This is a genomic window from Bacillus sp. 2D03 (genome assembly GCF_003946765.1).
Classification (GTDB): domain Bacteria; phylum Bacillota; class Bacilli; order Bacillales; family Bacillaceae_G; genus Bacillus_A; species Bacillus_A cereus.
Window position 1 is genome coordinate 304,111 of sequence record NZ_RPSJ01000005.1, and the last position, 19,039, is coordinate 323,149.

Genomic DNA, 19,039 nt, shown 5'->3' on the forward strand with positions numbered 1-19,039 from the left:
AAAATTGTAATGTAGAGAAGCTGTTTTTTGTGAACTAGAAATGCGTCAAAAACACTTTGTAAAAAATGAAAGAAAAAAGTTTTTCAGAAGATGAACGAAAAAGGGCACGCAGGAGGTGCGTTGAAAATGAAGCGGAGAAATGTGCATAAAATGGTTGTGCTAAGGAGGTGAGTTACGTATAATAAAGTTATCGCTATAGTGATACAACTTGTATCGCTTTGCTAATAGGTTGACTGACAGTCAATTTTTTTTAATATCAATTTTGTCAAAATGACAAATTCTGATGCTAAAGTTTCTTATCGGAAAAAATTTTAAGCTAGATGTTCGCAAAAAGAGAACTTTTACGGATTCTACGGATATTTTTTTTCAATATAAGGCTACTTAGAGTAAACTTTAGGTAGGTTTCGTTAAAGTGAATTGTATTATTTTTTTACTTATAGGTTTCCTGAGAGGAAACTTTGCTACTAAGTTAAAAATGAAGGCAACTTATGACCGTAAAGTAAACGATGTGTTTACTCCATATTTAAAAAACATAAACCATAGAAAAAGCTCCTCGGTGCTACCAACACTGAGAAGCTAATAAATAATAAATGCTATTTTTTGGTGAGAATATTTACTAGTAGGTTAAGAACTCCGAACACTACAGTAAAGATCACAGTTAAAACTGCACACAAAGCGATAACTGTTTGTAAATCCATTCTCTCACCACCTTTCTTAGATGATGAGCTTATTACGTACTACCAATACGTATTAGGCTTTTTGTCGTTAAATCATGACTCTATTATACCGATTTATAGAGTTCAAGGCTACATTTATTTGGACGATTTGCCATAAAAATCATAATTTAATAGATTTGTATTTTTCTCTACTAATTTAAAAACGTAATAGAGTCCGTTAGAAGTACGGACATTAAAAAAACGGGGCTACCTTAACCAGCAGCCTCGTTTATAATTCTTTCACTACATTGTAAGTCTGGTATGCTTTTCGTAGCGCTTCGATTTTTATGTCACTTTTAAGCTATTGCCTCAAAAGCAAACTCTTCTTGCGCTAAAGCTATTGTCTTAGGTCCTACTCCTTTAATATTGCTTAGGAGTTCTAGTGTTAATTCTCCTTCTTTGACTCTCAATTTTATTATCTCTTTTGCTGTATTACGTGAAATCCCTAGTAAGCTTTCGAGTTCATCTAAACTTGCTGTGTTAATGTTTAACTTATCTTGTTTAGTTTGTATTGAAGGGTCAAGATATTTCAAAATATCAGCCACCATTAAATATGTATGAAATACAGTTTTAACGGCTTCTTCTCTTTCTAAGCCTGCATGAACTCCTTTATTACTTAACTTGTGTACACGCTGAAGATAAATCCCTAGAATATCGACATGTGCCTTCGCCAAGTCCTTGTTGGATTTGCTTTCAATAGATTTATCCATGAACGCCCATAATCTGTTAATATATTGAGTTTTGCCTAATTTTCTTCCGTTTACCTCTTCATCTATTGGTGGAAATAGTTCATCTGCTAAACCCTCGATAAACCTTCTACATGTAGTTAGTGCTTGTGACCATTCTTCGGGGTTATCAGTTGATACAGATTTAAATGCGAGCATTAATTGTTCAGCTAATTCTGGGTTTAAATCAAGTAATCTATCGTCTACTTCATTTTTTAAAATATCAAAAGCCGTTTGCGCACTGTCTGTGTAAGCAATTTTTGTGTAAAGTGCCGTCACTTTTTCATGCGCTACTCTCTTAACATAACTAATATGAGTAATTAAGCTACTTTTATGAAATGTACCATCGTTCCAACGCTTTAATCGAACTAAGTCATTATATCTTTCCTCAATAAAACCGATTCCTTTATAACCGCCTCCACGTATATTCAATTTTATATTTAGTTCCTCTAAAGAGAAATGGAGTTCATCTTTTAATCCTTTTGCCTCTAGGTCATCTATAATTCTGTAAGATTCTTCTAATGAATCACCTGAGAGTCTTCCATCCTCTCCATGTTCTCTAAATAACGTTACAAACTTTATTAAATCTGTTGTATATTGTTTATTTCCTAATTGGATTTCACACCAAATAACAGTATCTTTATCATCCAAAATTTTAGCAGCACGAGATAGTTTTTGCACTCCTGTTAAAACACTTCCTTTTTGATTCTCTAATTGATCTAGAGACTCTTCAAGTAGTTTTATTACATCATTTTTCATTTTAGTTCCCATGACATAAATCCCTCCAAATACCCTCACTGATATATCCTAATTTTAACATCTTTAAAGAAAACAGAACAGCGAGCCTAGTACTTCTTTGATAAAATATGTCTTAATCACTTGTACTTGCGTATACTTCCTGTTTCGAAGGGGACGTTCGGCTGGTGATATGTATTGTATAACGTTGAGAATACGCTTATTTGTTCAGTTTTGTTAATTATACGAGAAAAGAGACATGGAAAAGCGGTAGTAGAAGTAAAGTCTAAGAATGAGAAAAGGCGGAAGGTATGTCGCATAGTGTCGATGTTTATTAATTATGCATAAACATTTCGTTGGCGCTAACCTCAATGTAAACTCGGGTAACCTTAGCGCTGAAATAGTGAATCCCTTGCGACTGTAGTGTTTACGATGATTTACGTCTAACTCCAATGATTACAACAATTTACAAAATAAGCGATGTCACGGGGGAAAATGTCGTCAGATTGGCGTGTGTGAGGCGCTGTGAATAGCGGCTATCCACCTGCTGCTCGTTCTGCTGGAGGGAGGTCTTGAAACTCAGGGGGGGTTAGTCTTTACGTACCTAAAAATAAAAAAGACACCGCCAATTACTGCGCCGCCTCTCTTTTCTTCTTATAACGTTGTATTGTCGATACTGATAGCCCTGTCATCTGCGCCACTTTACGAATAGAGTTATCTTTCAATAACATCATAGCTGTATCTATCTGCGCTTTTGCTATAGTTGGACGCCCTTCTCGGAAATCAGCTTTTTGTCTAGCTGCGGCTTTTCCTTCTTGTGTACGTTCTACAATCATATCTCTTTCAAATTCAGCGAACGCAGCGAATACATTAAACATTAGCTTACCTGCTGCGGTACTTCTATCAATAGTGCCGAGGTTTAACACGTTAACAATTACGCCTCGCTCGTATAATTCTGTTACAAGTTCTATCGCATCTTTTGTTGAACGTGCAAAGCGGTCTAGCTTCGTAACTACTAGCGTATCACCTTCGCCAATCTTATCCATTAATTCGATAAACTGCGGTCTTTCCTTCGTTGTTCCCGTAAACTTCTCAGAATAAATAACTTCGCATCCTGCATTATGTAACGCCTCTTCTTGTACTTCTAATTTTTGACCTACTGTACTAACACGTGCGTACCCATATACTGTCATATGTTATCATCCTTTTCTATTTATTCTGCGTTGAATAAAGAATACATGTTTTGAATACATTTCGTGTGCCTATCTTATCACATTGTAAAAGTGTATTCAATACTCGAAAGAAAAGAATACGATATTTGTTTTACCCACTATCACACCTGCATACGAATACCCTTGTACATGCCTTCTCATTAATACACCACTACACATAGCCGCACCTATTCGACCAACACACCGCACTATAGACCAATATCCCGATACCATAGCCGACGTAACAGCCCGCACTATACTGACATACACAGGCGTTATATGTCACGCTATTTCTATCTATGTTACTTAATGCGTATAGTCACAACGCTAGGCACATCACAGGATACAGGAGACACATCTATATACCAGCAGGCTAACACGTCACAGCGTACCAGTACGGCACACAGCATCGCTATAGGTATCGTATGGTATGTAGTCATGCAGTATTGCTGCGCTCTTTCATTTTATGATCTTTCTTTAATTCTTTAATTGAAACGCATTGAGTTCGTGAAGTTCTTCGTTGTCTTTCTTGCTTCGTTCTTTGTTTCGATTGAGCTGCGAAGTCTAGCGAAGTTAATTGTAATTAAATAAAAGATAATTAAAGTTGTTTCTTCGTTGTGCTTCATTTGATTGAAACGCATTGAAAGTTATTGAATGTTATCGAAGTTGTTTTCCTTTGTTTGTTTTCTGCGCCTGAAATTGAAGGGAAGGAAAGTAGCGCTTGTTTGTGGTGGCTAGCGTTTGGTTTGAGCGAAGACAAGCCACGGCGTCACGGTGTCACACCCAATCGAAAAAGCTTCATCCCCCCATGCCGCCACCAATAACCCCAGCAGCAGCCGTACTAAAACTACGAATACAAAAATTGAACTCAGGGCGTAACAGTCGCTAACACCTAACGCATGCCTCTAGCACATTACCTATCGAAGCACTTCGAATCTCAGCGCAGTCATTAGTGCCGTCCTCACGTTTACCTGAGTCTCTCTATAATGCCGTAATCCTCACATCTAAAAAAATTCGTATGCAAAATTCTAAACTCAATGTGTCTATATTATCGCAGCAAGATACCAATACAGCGACTTTAGTGCGCCTATGAAAACGAGAAGATAAAACGCAGCACAACTTAATTTAATAGAATCGCCCTTTTTTCGACTGCTGGCGCACTTATACATACGAAGGCGTTAAAAATTAATTTTAAAAAATTTCGCAGAAGCTAGCCAATTACAGACATGAGCTGCACCTATTTCGGTGTGAGGGTTAAAACGATAAAAGATATATCGGCGCTTCGCTCCGAGTGATTCGCATTAGCTCTCACATCAATTATTACTGCGTAGGATCTTTTTTAATTAAACGCATTACCCACAACGTTAATCGGCGACGTTAAGGAAGCCGTGACGCTATGTATTTGCTGCGTCAAAAGATGTTTCGTTATCCACACAGATAACAGAGTACTTTGATAGGCGAATCTGTTTACATCGCTTGCGGCTCTAAGGTTGAAGTCGATTTTCGAAGGTGTCAAATAAGTGACAAATTCAGAGACGAAGGTGTCAAATAAGTGACAAGTTTACATCCGATTACACCAAATAAGGGGGAAACACAATGAAGAAAACAGGCAATCTATTCGAAGAGGTAAGCGCCATTGTACACGGCAGCTCAATCGAAGGACTAACAGAAGCACAGCAAACAGTATTAAAACAGGCGGTAGCAATCGCAGAGGCTCAAAGAGTACGCACACAAGCAGAACTAGATGCGATTCGATACAAAGAGTCACGTAAGGAAGATACACGTCGCTTCGTAATGGTTAATGGAAACGAGGGCGAGCGATATAGTCATGTCACATTAAATCAGCTCGGCGCATTCTTCAAATTATCATTATACCTGCAAATGAATGCGGGTGGTTTATTAATGCACGATACTGGGCGAGGTAAGTACGGCATTCGACCGTTAACAACAAAGGATATGCAGAAACTACTAAAGCGAGGTAAGAAATCGACTCTTAAAGCGCTAGAAGAATTAGAAAAGATCGGTGCGGTCATTCGTGATAACTCGCAGCGCCCAACGCTCTACTATATAAACGAGGATTTAGTAAGATGCGGAAACACTGGCGGCGCATTCGTCAACTTTACGAAGGTGTACAAAGAAGAAGCAAAACAACTTCTATCGAAACTATCAGACCGACAAGCGGGCGCTATCTTCAAACTAATGCCATACGCACATAAGGATACATATGTATTATGCAAGAATCCGCAAGAGTTCGAGCCGTCAAACGTAGAGATTCTAAATTCTTGTGATATAGCGAAGATTTTAGGTATTGCAAGCAACTCGACACGCAACCTATTATCAACGCTTATTAATGGCGGAGCAATGATATCGGTAAGCGGTGCGAAGACTGGCGTTAAGGGGCGGGGTTACGTAATCAGTCCGTATGTATGCGATAGAGGTGTATTAAATAACCCGCTAGAAAGTGAGATTAAGAGATTATACCTTCAATTCACGGACACAAAGGGGTAAAAAAGAGTCACTACGAAAAAACTTTAAAAAAGTTTCGTGGAACTATACAAGAAAACCACTGGCAGCCGTACATATAGGTGAGGGAGATAGTACCCTTGTCTGAAGCAGCTTTATGCCAAAAGTACTCGGGCGCTAACACTAAGTTTGTTGGCGCCACCTTATGTTATCTACAAATAAGTAGAGGGACATCTCTAGTTATTTTTTTACATATTAACCATATAAATTATACGCAGATATAGGAGGCGATAGGAATGAACGCTGCAACAATCCGCTTTACACGACAACTACTAGATTTAACTCAAACTGAGTTCGGAGATATGGTGGGAGTCAATCAGCTCGCAGTAACTCGATGGGAGAATAATTTACAAAGCCCAAATAAAGATAGCGTGAGAAGAATACGAACGGCATTAGGTGACGAGGTTCTTGCGAAAATAGATGCATTCATGTACGAGCAGGAGCTAAAAGCGCTAAAAGATTCAGTTAGGGCGCAAGTAGCCGTACGAACTATAAATAAAAAAAAGACGGTAGTAAAAAGGGGAAGGGGAGAGCTAAACAATGATTAACAACGTAATTCAAACAAACCGCCCACTAGTGAAGGCTGATATTAAAAACTATCGTGGCTACTCTTTATTAGTAACCCACATCTATGATAAAGGGTGTACAGTCGGAAAAGTAATAACACCGATGAAAGAAGTCAAGAGTATAGCTGGAAAAATCTCAGAAGTAGTAGAAAAAAGTTGCGAGAGAGAAAAGCCAACCGCATACGACTTACATACCTGTAATGCCGATATTTACAAAGCTTCGTTATCTAGTCTATATGCGAAGCCTCAAATGAAGTCAAAATCAGCATGTGAAGAGTGTGCTGTAATTATGCATGACTTTGCCGTAATAGCGGCACTAAATGATCTTTAATTTAAAGAACTAAGGGGTGATACAAATGCGTCCATTAATGGTATGCAACGTTCACGAACTGTGGGGTCGTTCTTTCTTATGTGCTTATGTCTATCGTAACAACGAATTACTCGCACAGATTACAGCACCGTTAGAAGAAAAGCCACTAGTCGAGAAGCTACGGGAAATCGTGTGGTGTAACTGCGACGACCTGCCTAGTTTTGATATATGGACAAGCACAGAAGATATCTACCTTGCATGTTTAGGGGAAACCGATATTACGGGACACTACAAAACAAAGGAAGATACGAGTGAAACGTTTAGGCACGTAGAAGATGAGCGGACACAAACCGCTTTAATAGATGTTTATGAATTAAAAGATCCGAACGAGATAACACAAATAAAACAAATACCGAAGTGGCGCACAATATTAACCGAGTGGCTGCGTAAAGGTATCAAACTACTAGAGGGGGAAACGAAAAATGGGTAAATACAAAGTAGAGTGGAAATTACACGAGGAATTTAAGAAACAGGATAAAAAGGCACTGGAGTTTATCGCAGAGTATCAACAAAAAGTACAAGCTGCGAAAGAAAATGTAACGGCTGCTACGGTGGCGTATGAGGCTATCTTACAGCGAGAGTTCGCAGGTGAAGAGGTAGCAGCGGAGAAACAAGAGGCATTAGATAACATCGACAAGGGACGAGCTGCGGTAAAAGTAGCTGAAGAAGAACATAGTAAGGCGAATGACTACGCTAACGAGCATTTAAGAGGGAAAATCACGCTAGAGGATTTAACAGCCGACTGGAACGGTAATATGCGCCCGTCAATTCGTGGCAACGAGTTTGCTGATATTAAACAACGAGCGCACGAAGGATTAAAAGCATATTACGAAGCGGTACAAGACTTAATAGCTTTAGAGAATGCATGTTCAGCGGCTCTAAGCGATAGTGGTATCGGTGAAAGGTTACAACGACATAGAAGCCATAATGGATATACGGTGCTGCATGAGCCTGCAAGTATCTGGGACTTCGTAAAAATTCACCCAACAGAAGCGGACTGGTACAACATTACAAATTACAGAAAAGTACCAGCGAAATATAGAAACTAAGGAGGAACTAAGGTGCAAAATATTAACGTAATGCGCAGTGAAATAAGCGCCAAACTACGAAACAATGAAAAACTTACACGAGAAGACGTAACCGCAGCGGCACAGGTCGCACAACGCTCGCAGCACATGAGCGACAAGGTACAATATGTACATGTAAAGGCGGCATACAATGCGCAAGGGCAGAGTGCAGAATAAAAACAGATAGCACAGAAAGGAGGGGCAAACGAAATGCGAAAAGATTATAAAACATTCGACGACCTAAATGATGCTTTCATTGCAGGAGGCGGAACGGGCAAAAAGGGTTAACGAAACTAGGTGATGGGGTTGCCGCTAAGGCAGCTCTCTCTTAAATACAGAATCCTACTCATGAAGAATTAATGGACGCTATTCTATGTTGTGGTATTCAGAAATGCGATGCGGATTTATATAAGCAGCGTAAACATTAATAGGGTTTTAGGGAAGACACGGAGGTTAATACCTCGTGTCTTTTTTTATGTAAAAAATATACAACAAGGGGGAAACTAAATGGCAGGAGCAGCAAATGCGGGTGAGGTACGGGCTAGGCTCGTCCTCGATAACTCGCAGTTTAGACAAGGGGTACAACAAGCCCGAAACGACATGCGAGGGTTAGGACAAGGTGCTACATCAACGGCGCAAGGTATGTCGCAGTTAGCTACAGCTAGTGCGGTAGTAGGTACGACAATGGTAGCGGCTATCGGCGCAAGTGTCGGAGCAGCAGCGAACTTTGAGCAAGGAATGGCTCGTGTAAAGGCGATTAGTAATGCGACAGATAGCGAGTTCGCAGCACTATCACAAACAGCGAAAGACCTCGGAGCAAGTACGCAGTTTAGTGCGACACAAGCAGCGGAAGGACTTTCTTTCCTATCAATGGCAGGCTTTAAAGCACAGGACAGTATCGACGCATTACCCGCAGTACTTAACTTAGCGGCAGCGGGACAACTGGATTTAGGACGAAGTGCGGATATCGTTTCTAACATCATGACTGGGTTCGGAATCTCGGCGAATGATACAGGACACGCCGTAGACGTACTTACGAAAACAATGACGAGCGCAAACACCGACTTACCAATGTTAGGTGACGCTATGAAGTACGTAGCGCCAGTAGCAGCAAGTTTAGGTATTTCGATGGAAGATACAGCGACAGCAGTAGCGAAAATGTCCGACGCAGGTATTCAAGGTTCGATGGCAGGTACGGCATTACGTGCAGCATTACTACAGTTAAACAGTCCAGTAGGTGCAGCAGAGAAAGAGTTCGAAAAGCTAGGTCTTAGCGTTAAAGATGCGAACGGAAATATGCTTCCGTTACCCGAGATCATCGGACGAGTAAACGAGAAGACAAAGGACATGACGGACTCACAGAAAACGGCTACAGCAGCCCACTTAGTAGGTACAGAGGCAGCGAGTGGATTCGTAGCCCTATTAAAAGTCGGTGAAGAAGGTCTTCGTAGTTATTCGAAAGGGCTAGAAGACAGCGCAGGCACAGCCGAGCGAGTAGCGAAGATTCAGCAGGACACTTTAAAAGGCGCATGGGATCAACTTACTTCGGCGGCAGAAGGTCTAGCTATCGGAATCGGTGAAAAGATGCTTCCAGCATTCACAGCAGTAACGAAGGGCGCAACAAAGTTCATTGATGTATTAGCAGGCTTAGACCCGCAAATGGTAAGCGCAGGTTTAGCCGCAGCGGGCACGGCAGCAGGTGTAGCGTTGTTTGCGGTAGGTGTTACTAAAGCTATTACAGCGGTACGTGCGCTTAGTGTAGCTCTAATAAGTAACCCAGCTACAGCATGGATTGCGGGTATCTCAGTAGCAGTAGGTGCGTTAACGGGTGTTCTCGTTGGTGCAAAAAAGGAAACCGAAGAGTTTAAAGAGGTATCTTTCGATACTTATAAATCGCTAGACCAACAGAGCGAAGGGTTAAAAAGTACGGCAGACGAGTATGATAATCTTCGAAGTAAGGTGAATCTAAGCAACGAAGAGCTTTTAAAATACCGCAGCTTACAGCAGGACTTAGAACGTGCAACAGACCCAAGAGCTAAACAAGAAATCCAACAGGCACTAGATGCGCTTATACAAAAGAGCGGTGCAAATAACGACCAAATTCAAAAGACTATCGAGCTTTCGGATAAGGTTATAGAACAAGCACCGGGGACAGCTCGCTCGTTCAACGATAGAGGGCAAGCCATCGCTACAAGTACAGAGGCTGCACGCCAGTATGTAGAGGAGTTAAACAAGGCGAAAGAAGCAGAGCTAGAGCTACAGAAAGCTAATGCTATGAAAAATCTACATAAAGACTTAACAACATACAAGGATTCGATAAAGACAGTAAATGACCTTATCGACGATACACCAAACAAAGTTAAAAAAGTAGAAGAGGCGCAATCTAACCTTGCTACTCGTGAGGAAGTCTTGGCAAAGGTGCGACAGAACGGGTCAGAAAGACAAATAGCATTACAGCAGCAAATCGTAGATAAAGCCAAAGATCAGCTAAATACATCTAAGCAAGAGTTACAAGAGCATAAGGCGAAAATCTACTCGAAACAAGCAGAAGTAAGTTTAGCAGAACAAGCGTTACAAAAGGGGAACGCATCATTCGACCAAATTTCAGCTATTAAAATGGCGCAAGCGGGCATTAACTACGAAAAGGGTAAGGAAATCGAAGCAATCGACGCAGCTATTGCGGGAGAGCAAGAAAAGATTAACAAACTCAACGAAGTTAAGAGTGCGAATGGTGATTTAAGTGAAGAGCAACAAAAGCAGTTAGACGCAGCTAACCAAAATGTAAGCAAGTATGGAGAGTTAAAGGGCGCTATCGAACAAAATAAAAGCGAACAAGAAAACTTCAATATGACAGTACGTGATGGTAAGCGAGAGGCAGGCGAACTACAAGAGGTTTTAGATAAACCTGTTGATAAAAAGGTTAATGCGGAGACTGAAGGTGCTAAAGAAGAGGTCAGCATCTTAGACAGACTCGCAGAGCTAGAGAAGACGAAGAAGGTTAACGCAGACACTTCGCAAGCCGACGGCAAGATAGATAACACGAATGCGAAAGCCGAGGAAGGTAAGACGAAGCCGCTAGACCTTAATCCGACTGTAGCTAACGCTAAGATTCTCGACACGAATCTAAAAGCCGAAGAGAAGAAAGTTAAGCCTATCGACGGAAACCCAACGCTAGCAAACGCCAAAATTCAAGAGGTTAACAAAGGCGTCGAAGCATCGAAAACAAAGCCTATACTCGGCAACCCTATCGACGCTTTCGCAAAGATAAATGAAACGAACAAGAAGGCGGAAGAGAAGAAAACTAAACCAATTCTAGGCGACAATACAAATGCGCTCACAAAGATTTCAGAAGCGGATTTAAAAGCGCTAGAAGAGAAAACAAAGAAAATAGATGCGGAAACAGGCGGCGCAATGTCTAAGGTACTAGAACTTAGCCGTGAAGCATCGAAATCGGAAGAGAAAAACGTATTCGTTAAGGTATGGGAATCCGTATTCGGTAGTAAAGACAAGCGACATAATGGCGGTACTGTAAACTCTATTAGACCTAAGTATCATAATGGAGGTTCACCTGTCGCACAACGTCCTAACCGTCCGAAGTTCGATGAAGTAGATGTACGATTACTCAAAAACGAAATGGTATTAACACAAGCGCAGCAAGCGAATCTATTCAACATGATTCGAACGTTCAACGGTGGTAAGGCTATGAGCGCAATTAAGGAGCAAAGCCAAATCGAAGGCGGCGGAACTACTATCAGTAACCACTTCGAAATTAACGGAATGCAAGTTCGAGAGGAAGCCGATGTACAAAGAATCGCAGAGGAATTGGCGAGATTACAGCGCCAAAAACAACGAGCAAGGGGGATTTAACGAGAAGTGAAATTGAGGTAGCGGATTTAAGTCTGCGCCTCTTTTTTAATGAAATTATGCATATGTAGTTATTTCGCATTTTGCGAAACATTATAATTAAAAAGGACATCGAAAAGAAAGAGGAATAAAGATGAATTTAGAATCTATATTAGAAGAATTAAAACATAATAGAGTGGCGATAGTAGCAAAAAAAGTTGGGATAAGTCACAAGAGGTTATCGAAGGCTCTCAGAGCAGCTGGTTACGATTATAAGCGCAATTTAGGTTGGCATTTTGCGGCAGCGGGTGAGCCACCTTTGAAAGCGGATATCCGAGAATTTATATTAAATACTGATGGTGTACAGGCGGAAGCTACAAGCAATACCCTTACGGAAGATGAAGTGAATACATTACGAAAACTCATAAATGAATGGAGGACGCCTAACGACGTAGTTAATGAAATCTCACAACAAAAGGAGAAAGTTTCGAAATCTAGTGATTCTCAGAACAATACGACTCTGTTTCATTCGTTGTATATGCGTATTAGAGAAAGTGGAGCGAAAGAAAAGGTTAGCAGGACGGTGAATCTCGACAAGGAGACATGTTCGCAATTAGGTACTTTCGAAGATGTGCATCGATTAAATCGTGATGATATTATAGAGGCTGCGCTTCGTGAGTTCTTTGAGAAGTATAAGGCGCAATAATTGTAAGGGAAAATGGGCGTAAGATTTTATAATCTGTGCCTTTTTTATATGAGTGAGTGCAGAAAGGTACGCCGAGATTCGCATTTTAAGGCGATTATAATTGAATTAACGTATTTAGTGTGCGTCCAAATGCACTCTATGTTGTTTTGCGCAGAGTACGAACGGTACGAAAAGTACTAGAAAGGCGCATGAATACAGGATTTCTTTTATAAAATTAGATATATTTTTACTTGTCATTGTGGCAGAGTTTGGGTATGATGGAATTAACGTAATAGACCGTTAAGTAAGAGCGGTATTATTAACCTTTAGAGCGAAAAACAACCATGCTATATGCGTGTAAACATTGATATTATCGCATTTTAATGTGCGTTAAACTGACCGTATAATTCACAATCGACAATCCAAACGCAATCGCATCATGCGGATGTGGATCATCTTTCCGTACAGCATCGAATGCTGGTAAGCCAGAAGAGTGCTAAGTTTTTAGCCAAAAAAGAAAAGACCTTTTTAGCGATGGAATAAAATCGTTAGAAAGGTCTTTTCTTTTTGCGTTAAAACAGAAAATGCATGTAAAGTTACTTTAGATTTTAATTTAAATGTTATTATATATGGTATATATGATTAATGCTGTGAATTCGAGATTCATATTGTTCATTTTAAGATAAGATTATGTAGAAAAAATGTAAATGATTAGCAAAAATATACTATTTATTAGTTATATTTAATGTTAATATTTGTAACGAAGATGATTGGGGATTATGTTCGGACTAGTTGTAAATGCATCGGTTATTACTAATAGGTAGATTTATGCAGCACGATTGGTTCAACTAATAATCAGTGGGGAAGAAGAAAACCCCCCACTGATTAAAGTTTCACTTTATACAAAAAAGGTGCATGAGCGAGAAGGCTATAGCAAATTGTATAGAACTGAATAGTTCCGTATTAATTAAAATACGTTGATTACTAGATATAAAAAAACACCGGGGGGATTAGAGTGAAGTCATTTAAGAGAGTACTTATAGTAGGGATGGCGTTGACTACAGTATCGATTTTGGGAGCTTGTTCTAGCGATACAGACGTATTAACAAAAGCAGGAGCAAAGCAACCAGCGAAGGCGGAAGGTGAAGTACTAAAAGATCAGAAGAAAACACCTATGACTACGAGCAAACGTGAAAGTATTAAAAATGAGGATGCACCATCATCACAAAAGCGTTATATTTCTCATGATGAATTTCAACAGATTGAGGAAGGTATGACGTATACGGATATTCTTAATACGATTGACTATGGTGGTGAGAACATAAAACATTATAATAACCATGAAAAACGCGTATTTTATACTGAAAAAGATACGGATGGTACATATGAAATTATGGTTGAATTAAATACATATGGTTATGTTGTAAATATTGAACGTACTGCTATAAAGGATGAAGATAAAGATACAGATAAAGAGAATCAGGTATTTACGAAACGTAGTGAAGAGCCTGTAAAGGAATATGAAGAAAAAAACGATCGTGTACCGTGGTATAAAGATGTAAATAACAATTCGGCAGCAGTAAGTTACAATCATTATTTGAAAATCAAAAAAGGTATGGCCGCGAATCAGGTAAAAGCTGCAATTGGACAGCCACATGTGATTGAGAAATATAAATCTTATTCAGTATATGACTATACTGGTTATGGTGGAGAAGGATCATTACGTGTAATCTTTGAACCGAATGGAACTGTTACGGATGTAGTGGAAGACGGTTTACCACGATAATAAATTAGTTACGGGAAGAATTGTAGTAAAGTTGTCTTTGATTTTATAAAGTTTTTGGGAGCATCTCCGAATATAGGTGAAAAAATAATTCTCTTAGCTATGTTAACTACAGTATTAGTATTTACCGAAGTTTCTTCCAAATTCAATAGCGTTATCGTGGATGTTGTTGTCGTATTATCTTTGTTGATATATACCGCAGTAGGGCAGCAATTGTAACTGGACGTAAAAGGACGCGGAGGAGTAGCAGCCTCCTTTTGAAAGAAGGAGGAAAATATGATGGAGGATATTCTTGAATTCATAAGGAGATACGTAATTAAACCTGTTATTAGTTTAGTAAGATATCTTGTAATAGAGATTATAATTGAAGGCATAATAGAAGGCGTAATAAACGGTATAAGGAAATTACGTGATAAGTGGCAGAATTGGCGTGAAAGACGTTATTGGTGGTAGTGTAGCTGATGAGCGTGCGAAACAAAAACGTTATACAGAAATTTAATGTAATGACAATTTCTAAAGTGAAGAAATAATTATTATCTTACAAAAGTGTAATGTTCATGTCATGTTTTTGAATTTCTTCTTTAAGCTCCGGGCTTTAAGATAAGAATATAAGAAAAAACATATGAGGTGAAGGAAATGAAAAGATATATTGCACTGTTTAGTATTTTAGTTGTATTCGCAAGCCTTTTAGTTGGTTGTGATATTAATCGTTTAGGAAAAGATGAGTATTACGTTCAAGTTACAGCTGATGGAATTGAAAAAAATGAGAAGTTTGATAACGGAGAGCCACATAAATATTTCGAGTATAAATTAAAAGGATTCGATAAAGACGGTAAAGAGAAAGAATTAGAATTCATAGCTCAAAAAAATCTTCGTAAAGAAGCATTCCTACGCGTATACCACTCAGATAAAAAAGGTGTAACAGCTTGGGAAGAAGTGAAAAAAGACGAGCTCCCAGCGAAAGTGAAAGAAAAACTAAGTGTGAAATAAGACAGATAAAAAGGAATTGACGAACAGGGTCAATTCCTTTTTTTGTTTTCAAATTCTTCTTCTGAAATGACTTTAAATCCGTGTCTTTTAAATAAAGCAGTTGTCACTCCGAAACCAGTTTGCTTATTACCGTTAAATTCTCCAGTGTAAATCGTAGAACTACCACAAGATGGGCTGCGTTCTTTTAAAATAATATATTCTGGGTGTAAATCTTTAATTTGTTCTAATGCTTTATAAGCACCATTTACGAAAGCTGCTGTGACATCTTCACCATTTTTTGTTATCACTTTCGCTTTTCCGTCTAAAACGTCGTCGCCATTCCCGCCAATAATTTCAGCGGAAGGACGAGGTGTTGGTAGTCCTCCTAATACTTCAGGGCAAATGAGGACTGTATCTTCTTTTTGCAGAAGCTCCTCTATTTTTGAAACGAGATTGTCATTCCCGTCATAACGGCAAGCAATCCCACCTAAACAAGCGCTAATTACGATCATATTTTCATCTCCATTAAAAAATATTAACTATCACGCCAATTTCGCTTCCTGCCTCTTACTTATAAATGAGGTGATATAAATGGGAAGCTTATATAATTTAATGAAACCATATAGTGAATTTCGAAGTAAAGAAGAGTTTAATACATATCAAAAACAAGTTTTGAAGTGCTACCGATTTCAATTGAATAAAACTGATTCTATCATTATTCATTTTTTAGGAAAATATGCGGTGAATGAGAAACAAAAAACAGTAGGGGTTGCTTGTCCATTAATGGGGACGATTGCGACGAATGTTGGAAAGAGTATTCGTACAGTACGCCGTTCAATTGCAAAGTTAGAGGAACTAGGAATTATAAAGCGTGTTGCAACAAAAGAAAGGCATAAACGCGGCGGGTATAGTGCAAACTTATATGTATTTCTTACATCTGCGATTGACCGCATGGATGACCGTATGAAAATGTCCGCTTGTAAAACTGAGGATAATGCAACTGGCTGTAGTAAAAATGAGCAAAAAATTGCTGGGGAAACAATTCTTTCTAAAAACATTTCGCAAATAAAAGAGAAAAGAAAAGGAACGTATGAGCTTGATGAGACGTATTCCCGTCATGATATACCGAAGCCTTTTATATACGCACTGGTGCCGATGACGAGTAATCCGAAGAAAATTAATATATTTTGGAGTAAGGTCAAGCTTGCGTATAAAAAGAGTGGGTTATTAGAACAAGGTGTTTTACTAGAGCAAATATTAGCTGACGAAGAAGTGTATGGAAATTTAATTTGGCGCGTGAAAAGTGTTGTAAGAGCATATAAATATGGGGAAATTCGTAAAGACATTGGGGCACTTTTATACAGTACAGTGCGAGATTTATTTTTAGAGGTTGGATTAGAATGGGGAGCAGCATTAAGGAGAAGTAAGGGAATATCACTATTTGATCCATTCAAAAAAGAGCCATGCGTATAATACATGACTCTAAGTGGCTAATCGAACTTCCTTACAACTGGAACACGAATCGCTACAAATAGTACGAAGACGATAACAGCTATTGCACCACTTTTCATAACGGTTACGATTGGAATTCCCATTGCAAGTGCAAGTGATGTGAATGCATAAGAGAGCGGGATAAAGCCCATTGATGATAGCATAAGTAAACTCATTACGCGTCCCATCATTTCTTCTTTTACTGTCGATTGAATCATTGCCATAAGCGGTACAATCGCCATTGCGATTGTAATACCATAAAACATGCCGGCTAATAGTGCTTGCCAAAGTACGGTGCTAAAGTTGATGGCTAAGAAGAATATACCAGACAATAGCATCATGATAATACAAAATAGACCGCGTCTACGATTAATATTTTTTAAACCTACAATGATAGCACCGATTGCCATTCCGCCACCTACAGATGCTTCTAAGTAACTAAACTGGAGCGAATCACCATGCAGAACGTTTTTAACAAAAAGCGGGAAACCAACTTGCATCGGGCCGATTAAAAATAAGTTTAAAAAAGCGCTACAAATAAGGAAAGTTGAAAGGAATGGCGATTCCTTTACATATAAGATTCCTTCTTTAATGGAAGTGAACATACCTTTATCTGTATCTTTTTGTTCTGGCATCGTAAATTGTATTTTTTGAACGAGTATGGCAGCGAAAATTAGTAATAAAATCGTAATGGAAAAGATTGTCTCATAGTTCGTAAATTTAATGAGAATACCACCAAGTACAGGGCCTAAGATGACCGATGCTTGGTTCGTCATTTGTGTAAGTGAATTTGCTTGTGTTAACCGGCTTTTTTCTACCAATTCCGGTAAGATAGATCCATCTGCTGACCAGAAGAAAGCATCAGCAAGTCCAAAGAATAAAGCGAATAAAGCAAATGTATATAGTGTTACATCACCGACAATGAACCATGTGAGAATGGTTGCGACAAGAATCGCTCGAATGATATTGGAGTAAAACATAATGTTTTTTTTCGGGAATTTATCAGCTACAGCGCCGCCGACAATCATAAAAATAAGCCTTGGAACACTAAGGGCTACGAAAACAATACCGAGTGAAGCTTCAAGGTTTAATGTTTTTGCTATGTACCACGTTTGTGAAAAAGTAAAAAAGGCTAAAGCAAAGCTTGAAAAAAGAGTAGCTGCCCAAAGAAAAAGGAAATTCGTATTTTTTAATAACGGTTTTCCGCTTCCTTCTAAAGCAGTTTTATTTTGTTGTAGTTCCTCCATATTGCTTCCTTTCTATGTGACGAATTTAAACTAAAAAACTTATTAACAATCGTTTTATACAGTTTCTAATATTTCTATACTGCACTTTCTCATTGTAGACAATAATAATGAATTTGCCCAGTAGCTATTTAACGACAAAAAAAGATGCCGAATGGGCATCTTTTTTTAGGCTAACGCAATATAAATATCCAATTGAACGTTGTTTGGATCTAACGCTCTTTCATCGTAAAGCTCAAAGTCTGTTGTGAAGGCACGTTTATTTTCTTTCGACCATTTCCAAATATATTCCCAAGCTTCACAAACGACTTCAGCAACTGGTCCCTTTCTTGTTGTAAATACCGCATATGTAGCGGCAGGTATTGTTAAAGTTGTCATATTTTCAGGAACGTCTTCTAATGAAGAAACTGGCATACCGATTGTAAATGTATATGTACCAGTTTCATCTGATTCGTAGTTTGAGTAGAAAGCGAATGTTTCTTTCGTTTGTTGATTTGGGATGTGATGCATCATTTGTTCTTGAAAGTATCGGTTCCAAAGTTGTGGAATGTTTCCTTCAGTAGATGCCTCTTTTTCATTAGTCGTCGTAACCGAAACGCCGATTGCGTGGAAAGCTTCTTTTTTTACGATAATAGGTTCGTGTAGCATAAAAAATTCCTCCTTCTTTTAAAAAAAGAACGTTTGTTCTTGTTTTAATATAACATATTTTTACATGTAACGGTTGTTATTTTTAGAAAATTTTAATCATAAAAAACAAACTGAAAATAACTAAAAAATGGTAAATTTTCTATTGTATGTATAAATAGGATGAGGAGTATGTTAAAATTTTTAAGTATCCTTTAACTGTTATATAAACCTATACAGCACGGTGTTTTTACTATATTAAAAGTATGGTAAAGGTTTGTATAAGTGTCCGGTATATATGCTATTTTTGATAAATTAAAATAGTAATATTCTATGAGATTTATATTGTTGACATTTGGATTTCAACGATACATTTTCGTAGGTCGGATTGTTGTGAGTGGATATATATTGCTATGTATTCGGCTACTAAATGAAAGGGTTACTGAAATTAAGTAGACGGATAGCAAGTATATAGAAAGGAGAAAGG

Annotated in this window: 16 protein-coding genes and 2 pseudogenes; 13 read left to right on the plus strand and 5 right to left on the minus strand. The window is 38.6% G+C overall.

Going from position 1 to position 19,039, the window contains the following annotated elements:
- Positions 1–1,012: 1,012 nt before the first annotated feature.
- Both EBQ15_RS14405 and EBQ15_RS14410 read right to left on the minus strand, forming a co-directional pair.
- Positions 1,013–2,212, minus strand: a complete 1,200-nt coding sequence (locus EBQ15_RS14405; RefSeq protein ID WP_000536879.1) for a ComEA family DNA-binding protein — start codon at positions 2,210–2,212, stop codon at positions 1,013–1,015.
- A 593-nt stretch (positions 2,213–2,805) separates the two neighbouring features.
- On the minus strand, positions 2,806–3,369 hold the full coding sequence (locus EBQ15_RS14410; RefSeq protein ID WP_000219450.1) for a recombinase family protein: 564 nt from the start codon (positions 3,367–3,369) through the stop codon (positions 2,806–2,808).
- 1,614 nt (positions 3,370–4,983) lie between these two features.
- On the opposite strand from EBQ15_RS14410, the gene EBQ15_RS14415 reads away from it, so the two are divergent.
- The 12 genes and pseudogenes from EBQ15_RS14415 to EBQ15_RS14475 all read left to right on the plus strand — a co-directional run bounded on the left by EBQ15_RS14415 (position 4,984) and on the right by EBQ15_RS14475 (position 15,214).
- Entirely contained in the window at positions 4,984–5,895 is a 912-nt protein-coding gene (locus EBQ15_RS14415) for a hypothetical protein (RefSeq protein WP_000750748.1), read from the plus strand.
- A 251-nt stretch (positions 5,896–6,146) separates the two neighbouring features.
- Positions 6,147–6,458, plus strand: a complete 312-nt coding sequence (locus EBQ15_RS14420) for a helix-turn-helix domain-containing protein (protein ID WP_000990555.1) — start codon at positions 6,147–6,149, stop codon at positions 6,456–6,458.
- Positions 6,451–6,807: a hypothetical protein gene (locus tag EBQ15_RS14425; protein WP_000609554.1), complete on the plus strand. Its 357-nt coding sequence runs from the start codon at positions 6,451–6,453 to the stop codon at positions 6,805–6,807. The genes EBQ15_RS14420 and EBQ15_RS14425 overlap by 8 nt, the downstream gene beginning before the upstream one ends.
- A gap of 37 nt (positions 6,808–6,844) precedes the next feature.
- Complete coding sequence (locus EBQ15_RS14430; RefSeq protein WP_232292415.1) at positions 6,845–7,276, plus strand: hypothetical protein; 432 nt, start codon at positions 6,845–6,847, stop codon at positions 7,274–7,276.
- On the plus strand, positions 7,269–7,895 hold the full coding sequence (locus tag EBQ15_RS14435; protein WP_000521595.1) for a hypothetical protein: 627 nt from the start codon (positions 7,269–7,271) through the stop codon (positions 7,893–7,895). Before EBQ15_RS14430 ends, EBQ15_RS14435 begins: the two co-directional genes overlap by 8 nt.
- A 12-nt stretch (positions 7,896–7,907) precedes the next feature.
- Complete coding sequence (locus EBQ15_RS14440) at positions 7,908–8,090, plus strand: hypothetical protein (protein WP_001179662.1); 183 nt, start codon at positions 7,908–7,910, stop codon at positions 8,088–8,090.
- A gap of 330 nt (positions 8,091–8,420) precedes the next feature.
- Positions 8,421–11,780 carry a phage tail tape measure protein gene (locus EBQ15_RS14445; RefSeq protein ID WP_000896468.1) on the plus strand — a complete coding sequence of 1,120 codons (3,360 nt, stop codon included), beginning with the start codon at positions 8,421–8,423 and terminating at the stop codon, positions 11,778–11,780.
- A gap of 130 nt (positions 11,781–11,910) precedes the next feature.
- A complete protein-coding gene (locus EBQ15_RS14450; protein WP_001047626.1) occupies positions 11,911–12,462 on the plus strand; it encodes a hypothetical protein in 552 nt (183 codons plus the stop codon).
- Positions 12,463–12,848: 386 nt separating this feature from the next.
- Positions 12,849–12,941: pseudogene (locus tag EBQ15_RS14455) on the plus strand (iron-sulfur cluster assembly accessory protein); the annotation flags it as partial.
- Positions 12,942–13,456: 515 nt separating this feature from the next.
- Entirely contained in the window at positions 13,457–14,227 is a 771-nt protein-coding gene (locus tag EBQ15_RS14460) for a hypothetical protein (protein ID WP_000834601.1), read from the plus strand.
- Between the two features lie 409 nt (positions 14,228–14,636).
- Positions 14,637–14,720 (plus strand): annotated as a pseudogene (locus EBQ15_RS31880) (methyltransferase); the annotation flags it as partial.
- Between the two features lie 140 nt (positions 14,721–14,860).
- Entirely contained in the window at positions 14,861–15,214 is a 354-nt protein-coding gene (locus EBQ15_RS14475; RefSeq protein ID WP_000833122.1) for a YxeA family protein, read from the plus strand.
- Between the two features lie 29 nt (positions 15,215–15,243).
- Here the strand turns inward: EBQ15_RS14475 and EBQ15_RS14480 are convergent, their stop codons facing one another.
- Entirely contained in the window at positions 15,244–15,705 is a 462-nt protein-coding gene (locus EBQ15_RS14480) for a 2-thiouracil desulfurase family protein (RefSeq protein WP_000635484.1), read from the minus strand.
- A 79-nt stretch (positions 15,706–15,784) separates the two neighbouring features.
- On the opposite strand from EBQ15_RS14480, the gene EBQ15_RS14485 reads away from it, so the two are divergent.
- On the plus strand, positions 15,785–16,666 hold the full coding sequence (locus EBQ15_RS14485; protein WP_000535261.1) for a helix-turn-helix domain-containing protein: 882 nt from the start codon (positions 15,785–15,787) through the stop codon (positions 16,664–16,666).
- Between the two features lie 17 nt (positions 16,667–16,683).
- Here EBQ15_RS14485 and EBQ15_RS14490 read toward each other — a convergent pair whose 3' ends face one another.
- A complete protein-coding gene (locus EBQ15_RS14490; RefSeq protein ID WP_000391928.1) occupies positions 16,684–17,931 on the minus strand; it encodes an MFS transporter in 1,248 nt (415 codons plus the stop codon).
- A gap of 165 nt (positions 17,932–18,096) precedes the next feature.
- On the minus strand, positions 18,097–18,576 hold the full coding sequence (locus EBQ15_RS14495; RefSeq protein WP_000902160.1) for a GyrI-like domain-containing protein: 480 nt from the start codon (positions 18,574–18,576) through the stop codon (positions 18,097–18,099).
- Positions 18,577–19,039: the final 463 nt, after the last annotated feature.

Excerpts from the sequence above, each read along its gene's own strand:
- EBQ15_RS14475 (WP_000833122.1), top strand. The coding sequence starts at position 14,861 with ATGAAAAGATATATTGCACTGTTTAGTATTTTAGTTGTATTCGCAAGC.
- EBQ15_RS14485 (WP_000535261.1), top strand. The coding sequence starts at position 15,785 with ATGGGAAGCTTATATAATTTAATGAAACCATATAGTGAATTTCGAAGT.
- EBQ15_RS14430 (WP_232292415.1), top strand. The coding sequence starts at position 6,845 with ATGGTATGCAACGTTCACGAACTGTGGGGTCGTTCTTTCTTATGTGCT.
- EBQ15_RS14495 (WP_000902160.1), bottom strand. The coding sequence starts at position 18,576 with ATGCTACACGAACCTATTATCGTAAAAAAAGAAGCTTTCCACGCAATC.
- EBQ15_RS14435 (WP_000521595.1), top strand. The coding sequence starts at position 7,269 with ATGGGTAAATACAAAGTAGAGTGGAAATTACACGAGGAATTTAAGAAA.
- EBQ15_RS14415 (WP_000750748.1), top strand. The coding sequence starts at position 4,984 with ATGAAGAAAACAGGCAATCTATTCGAAGAGGTAAGCGCCATTGTACAC.
- EBQ15_RS14425 (WP_000609554.1), top strand. The coding sequence starts at position 6,451 with ATGATTAACAACGTAATTCAAACAAACCGCCCACTAGTGAAGGCTGAT.
- EBQ15_RS14450 (WP_001047626.1), top strand. The coding sequence starts at position 11,911 with ATGAATTTAGAATCTATATTAGAAGAATTAAAACATAATAGAGTGGCG.
- EBQ15_RS14490 (WP_000391928.1), bottom strand. The coding sequence starts at position 17,931 with ATGGAGGAACTACAACAAAATAAAACTGCTTTAGAAGGAAGCGGAAAA.
- EBQ15_RS14405 (WP_000536879.1), bottom strand. The coding sequence starts at position 2,212 with ATGGGAACTAAAATGAAAAATGATGTAATAAAACTACTTGAAGAGTCT.
- EBQ15_RS14445 (WP_000896468.1), top strand. The coding sequence starts at position 8,421 with ATGGCAGGAGCAGCAAATGCGGGTGAGGTACGGGCTAGGCTCGTCCTC.
- EBQ15_RS14480 (WP_000635484.1), bottom strand. The coding sequence starts at position 15,705 with ATGATCGTAATTAGCGCTTGTTTAGGTGGGATTGCTTGCCGTTATGAC.
- EBQ15_RS14420 (WP_000990555.1), top strand. The coding sequence starts at position 6,147 with ATGAACGCTGCAACAATCCGCTTTACACGACAACTACTAGATTTAACT.
- EBQ15_RS14410 (WP_000219450.1), bottom strand. The coding sequence starts at position 3,369 with ATGACAGTATATGGGTACGCACGTGTTAGTACAGTAGGTCAAAAATTA.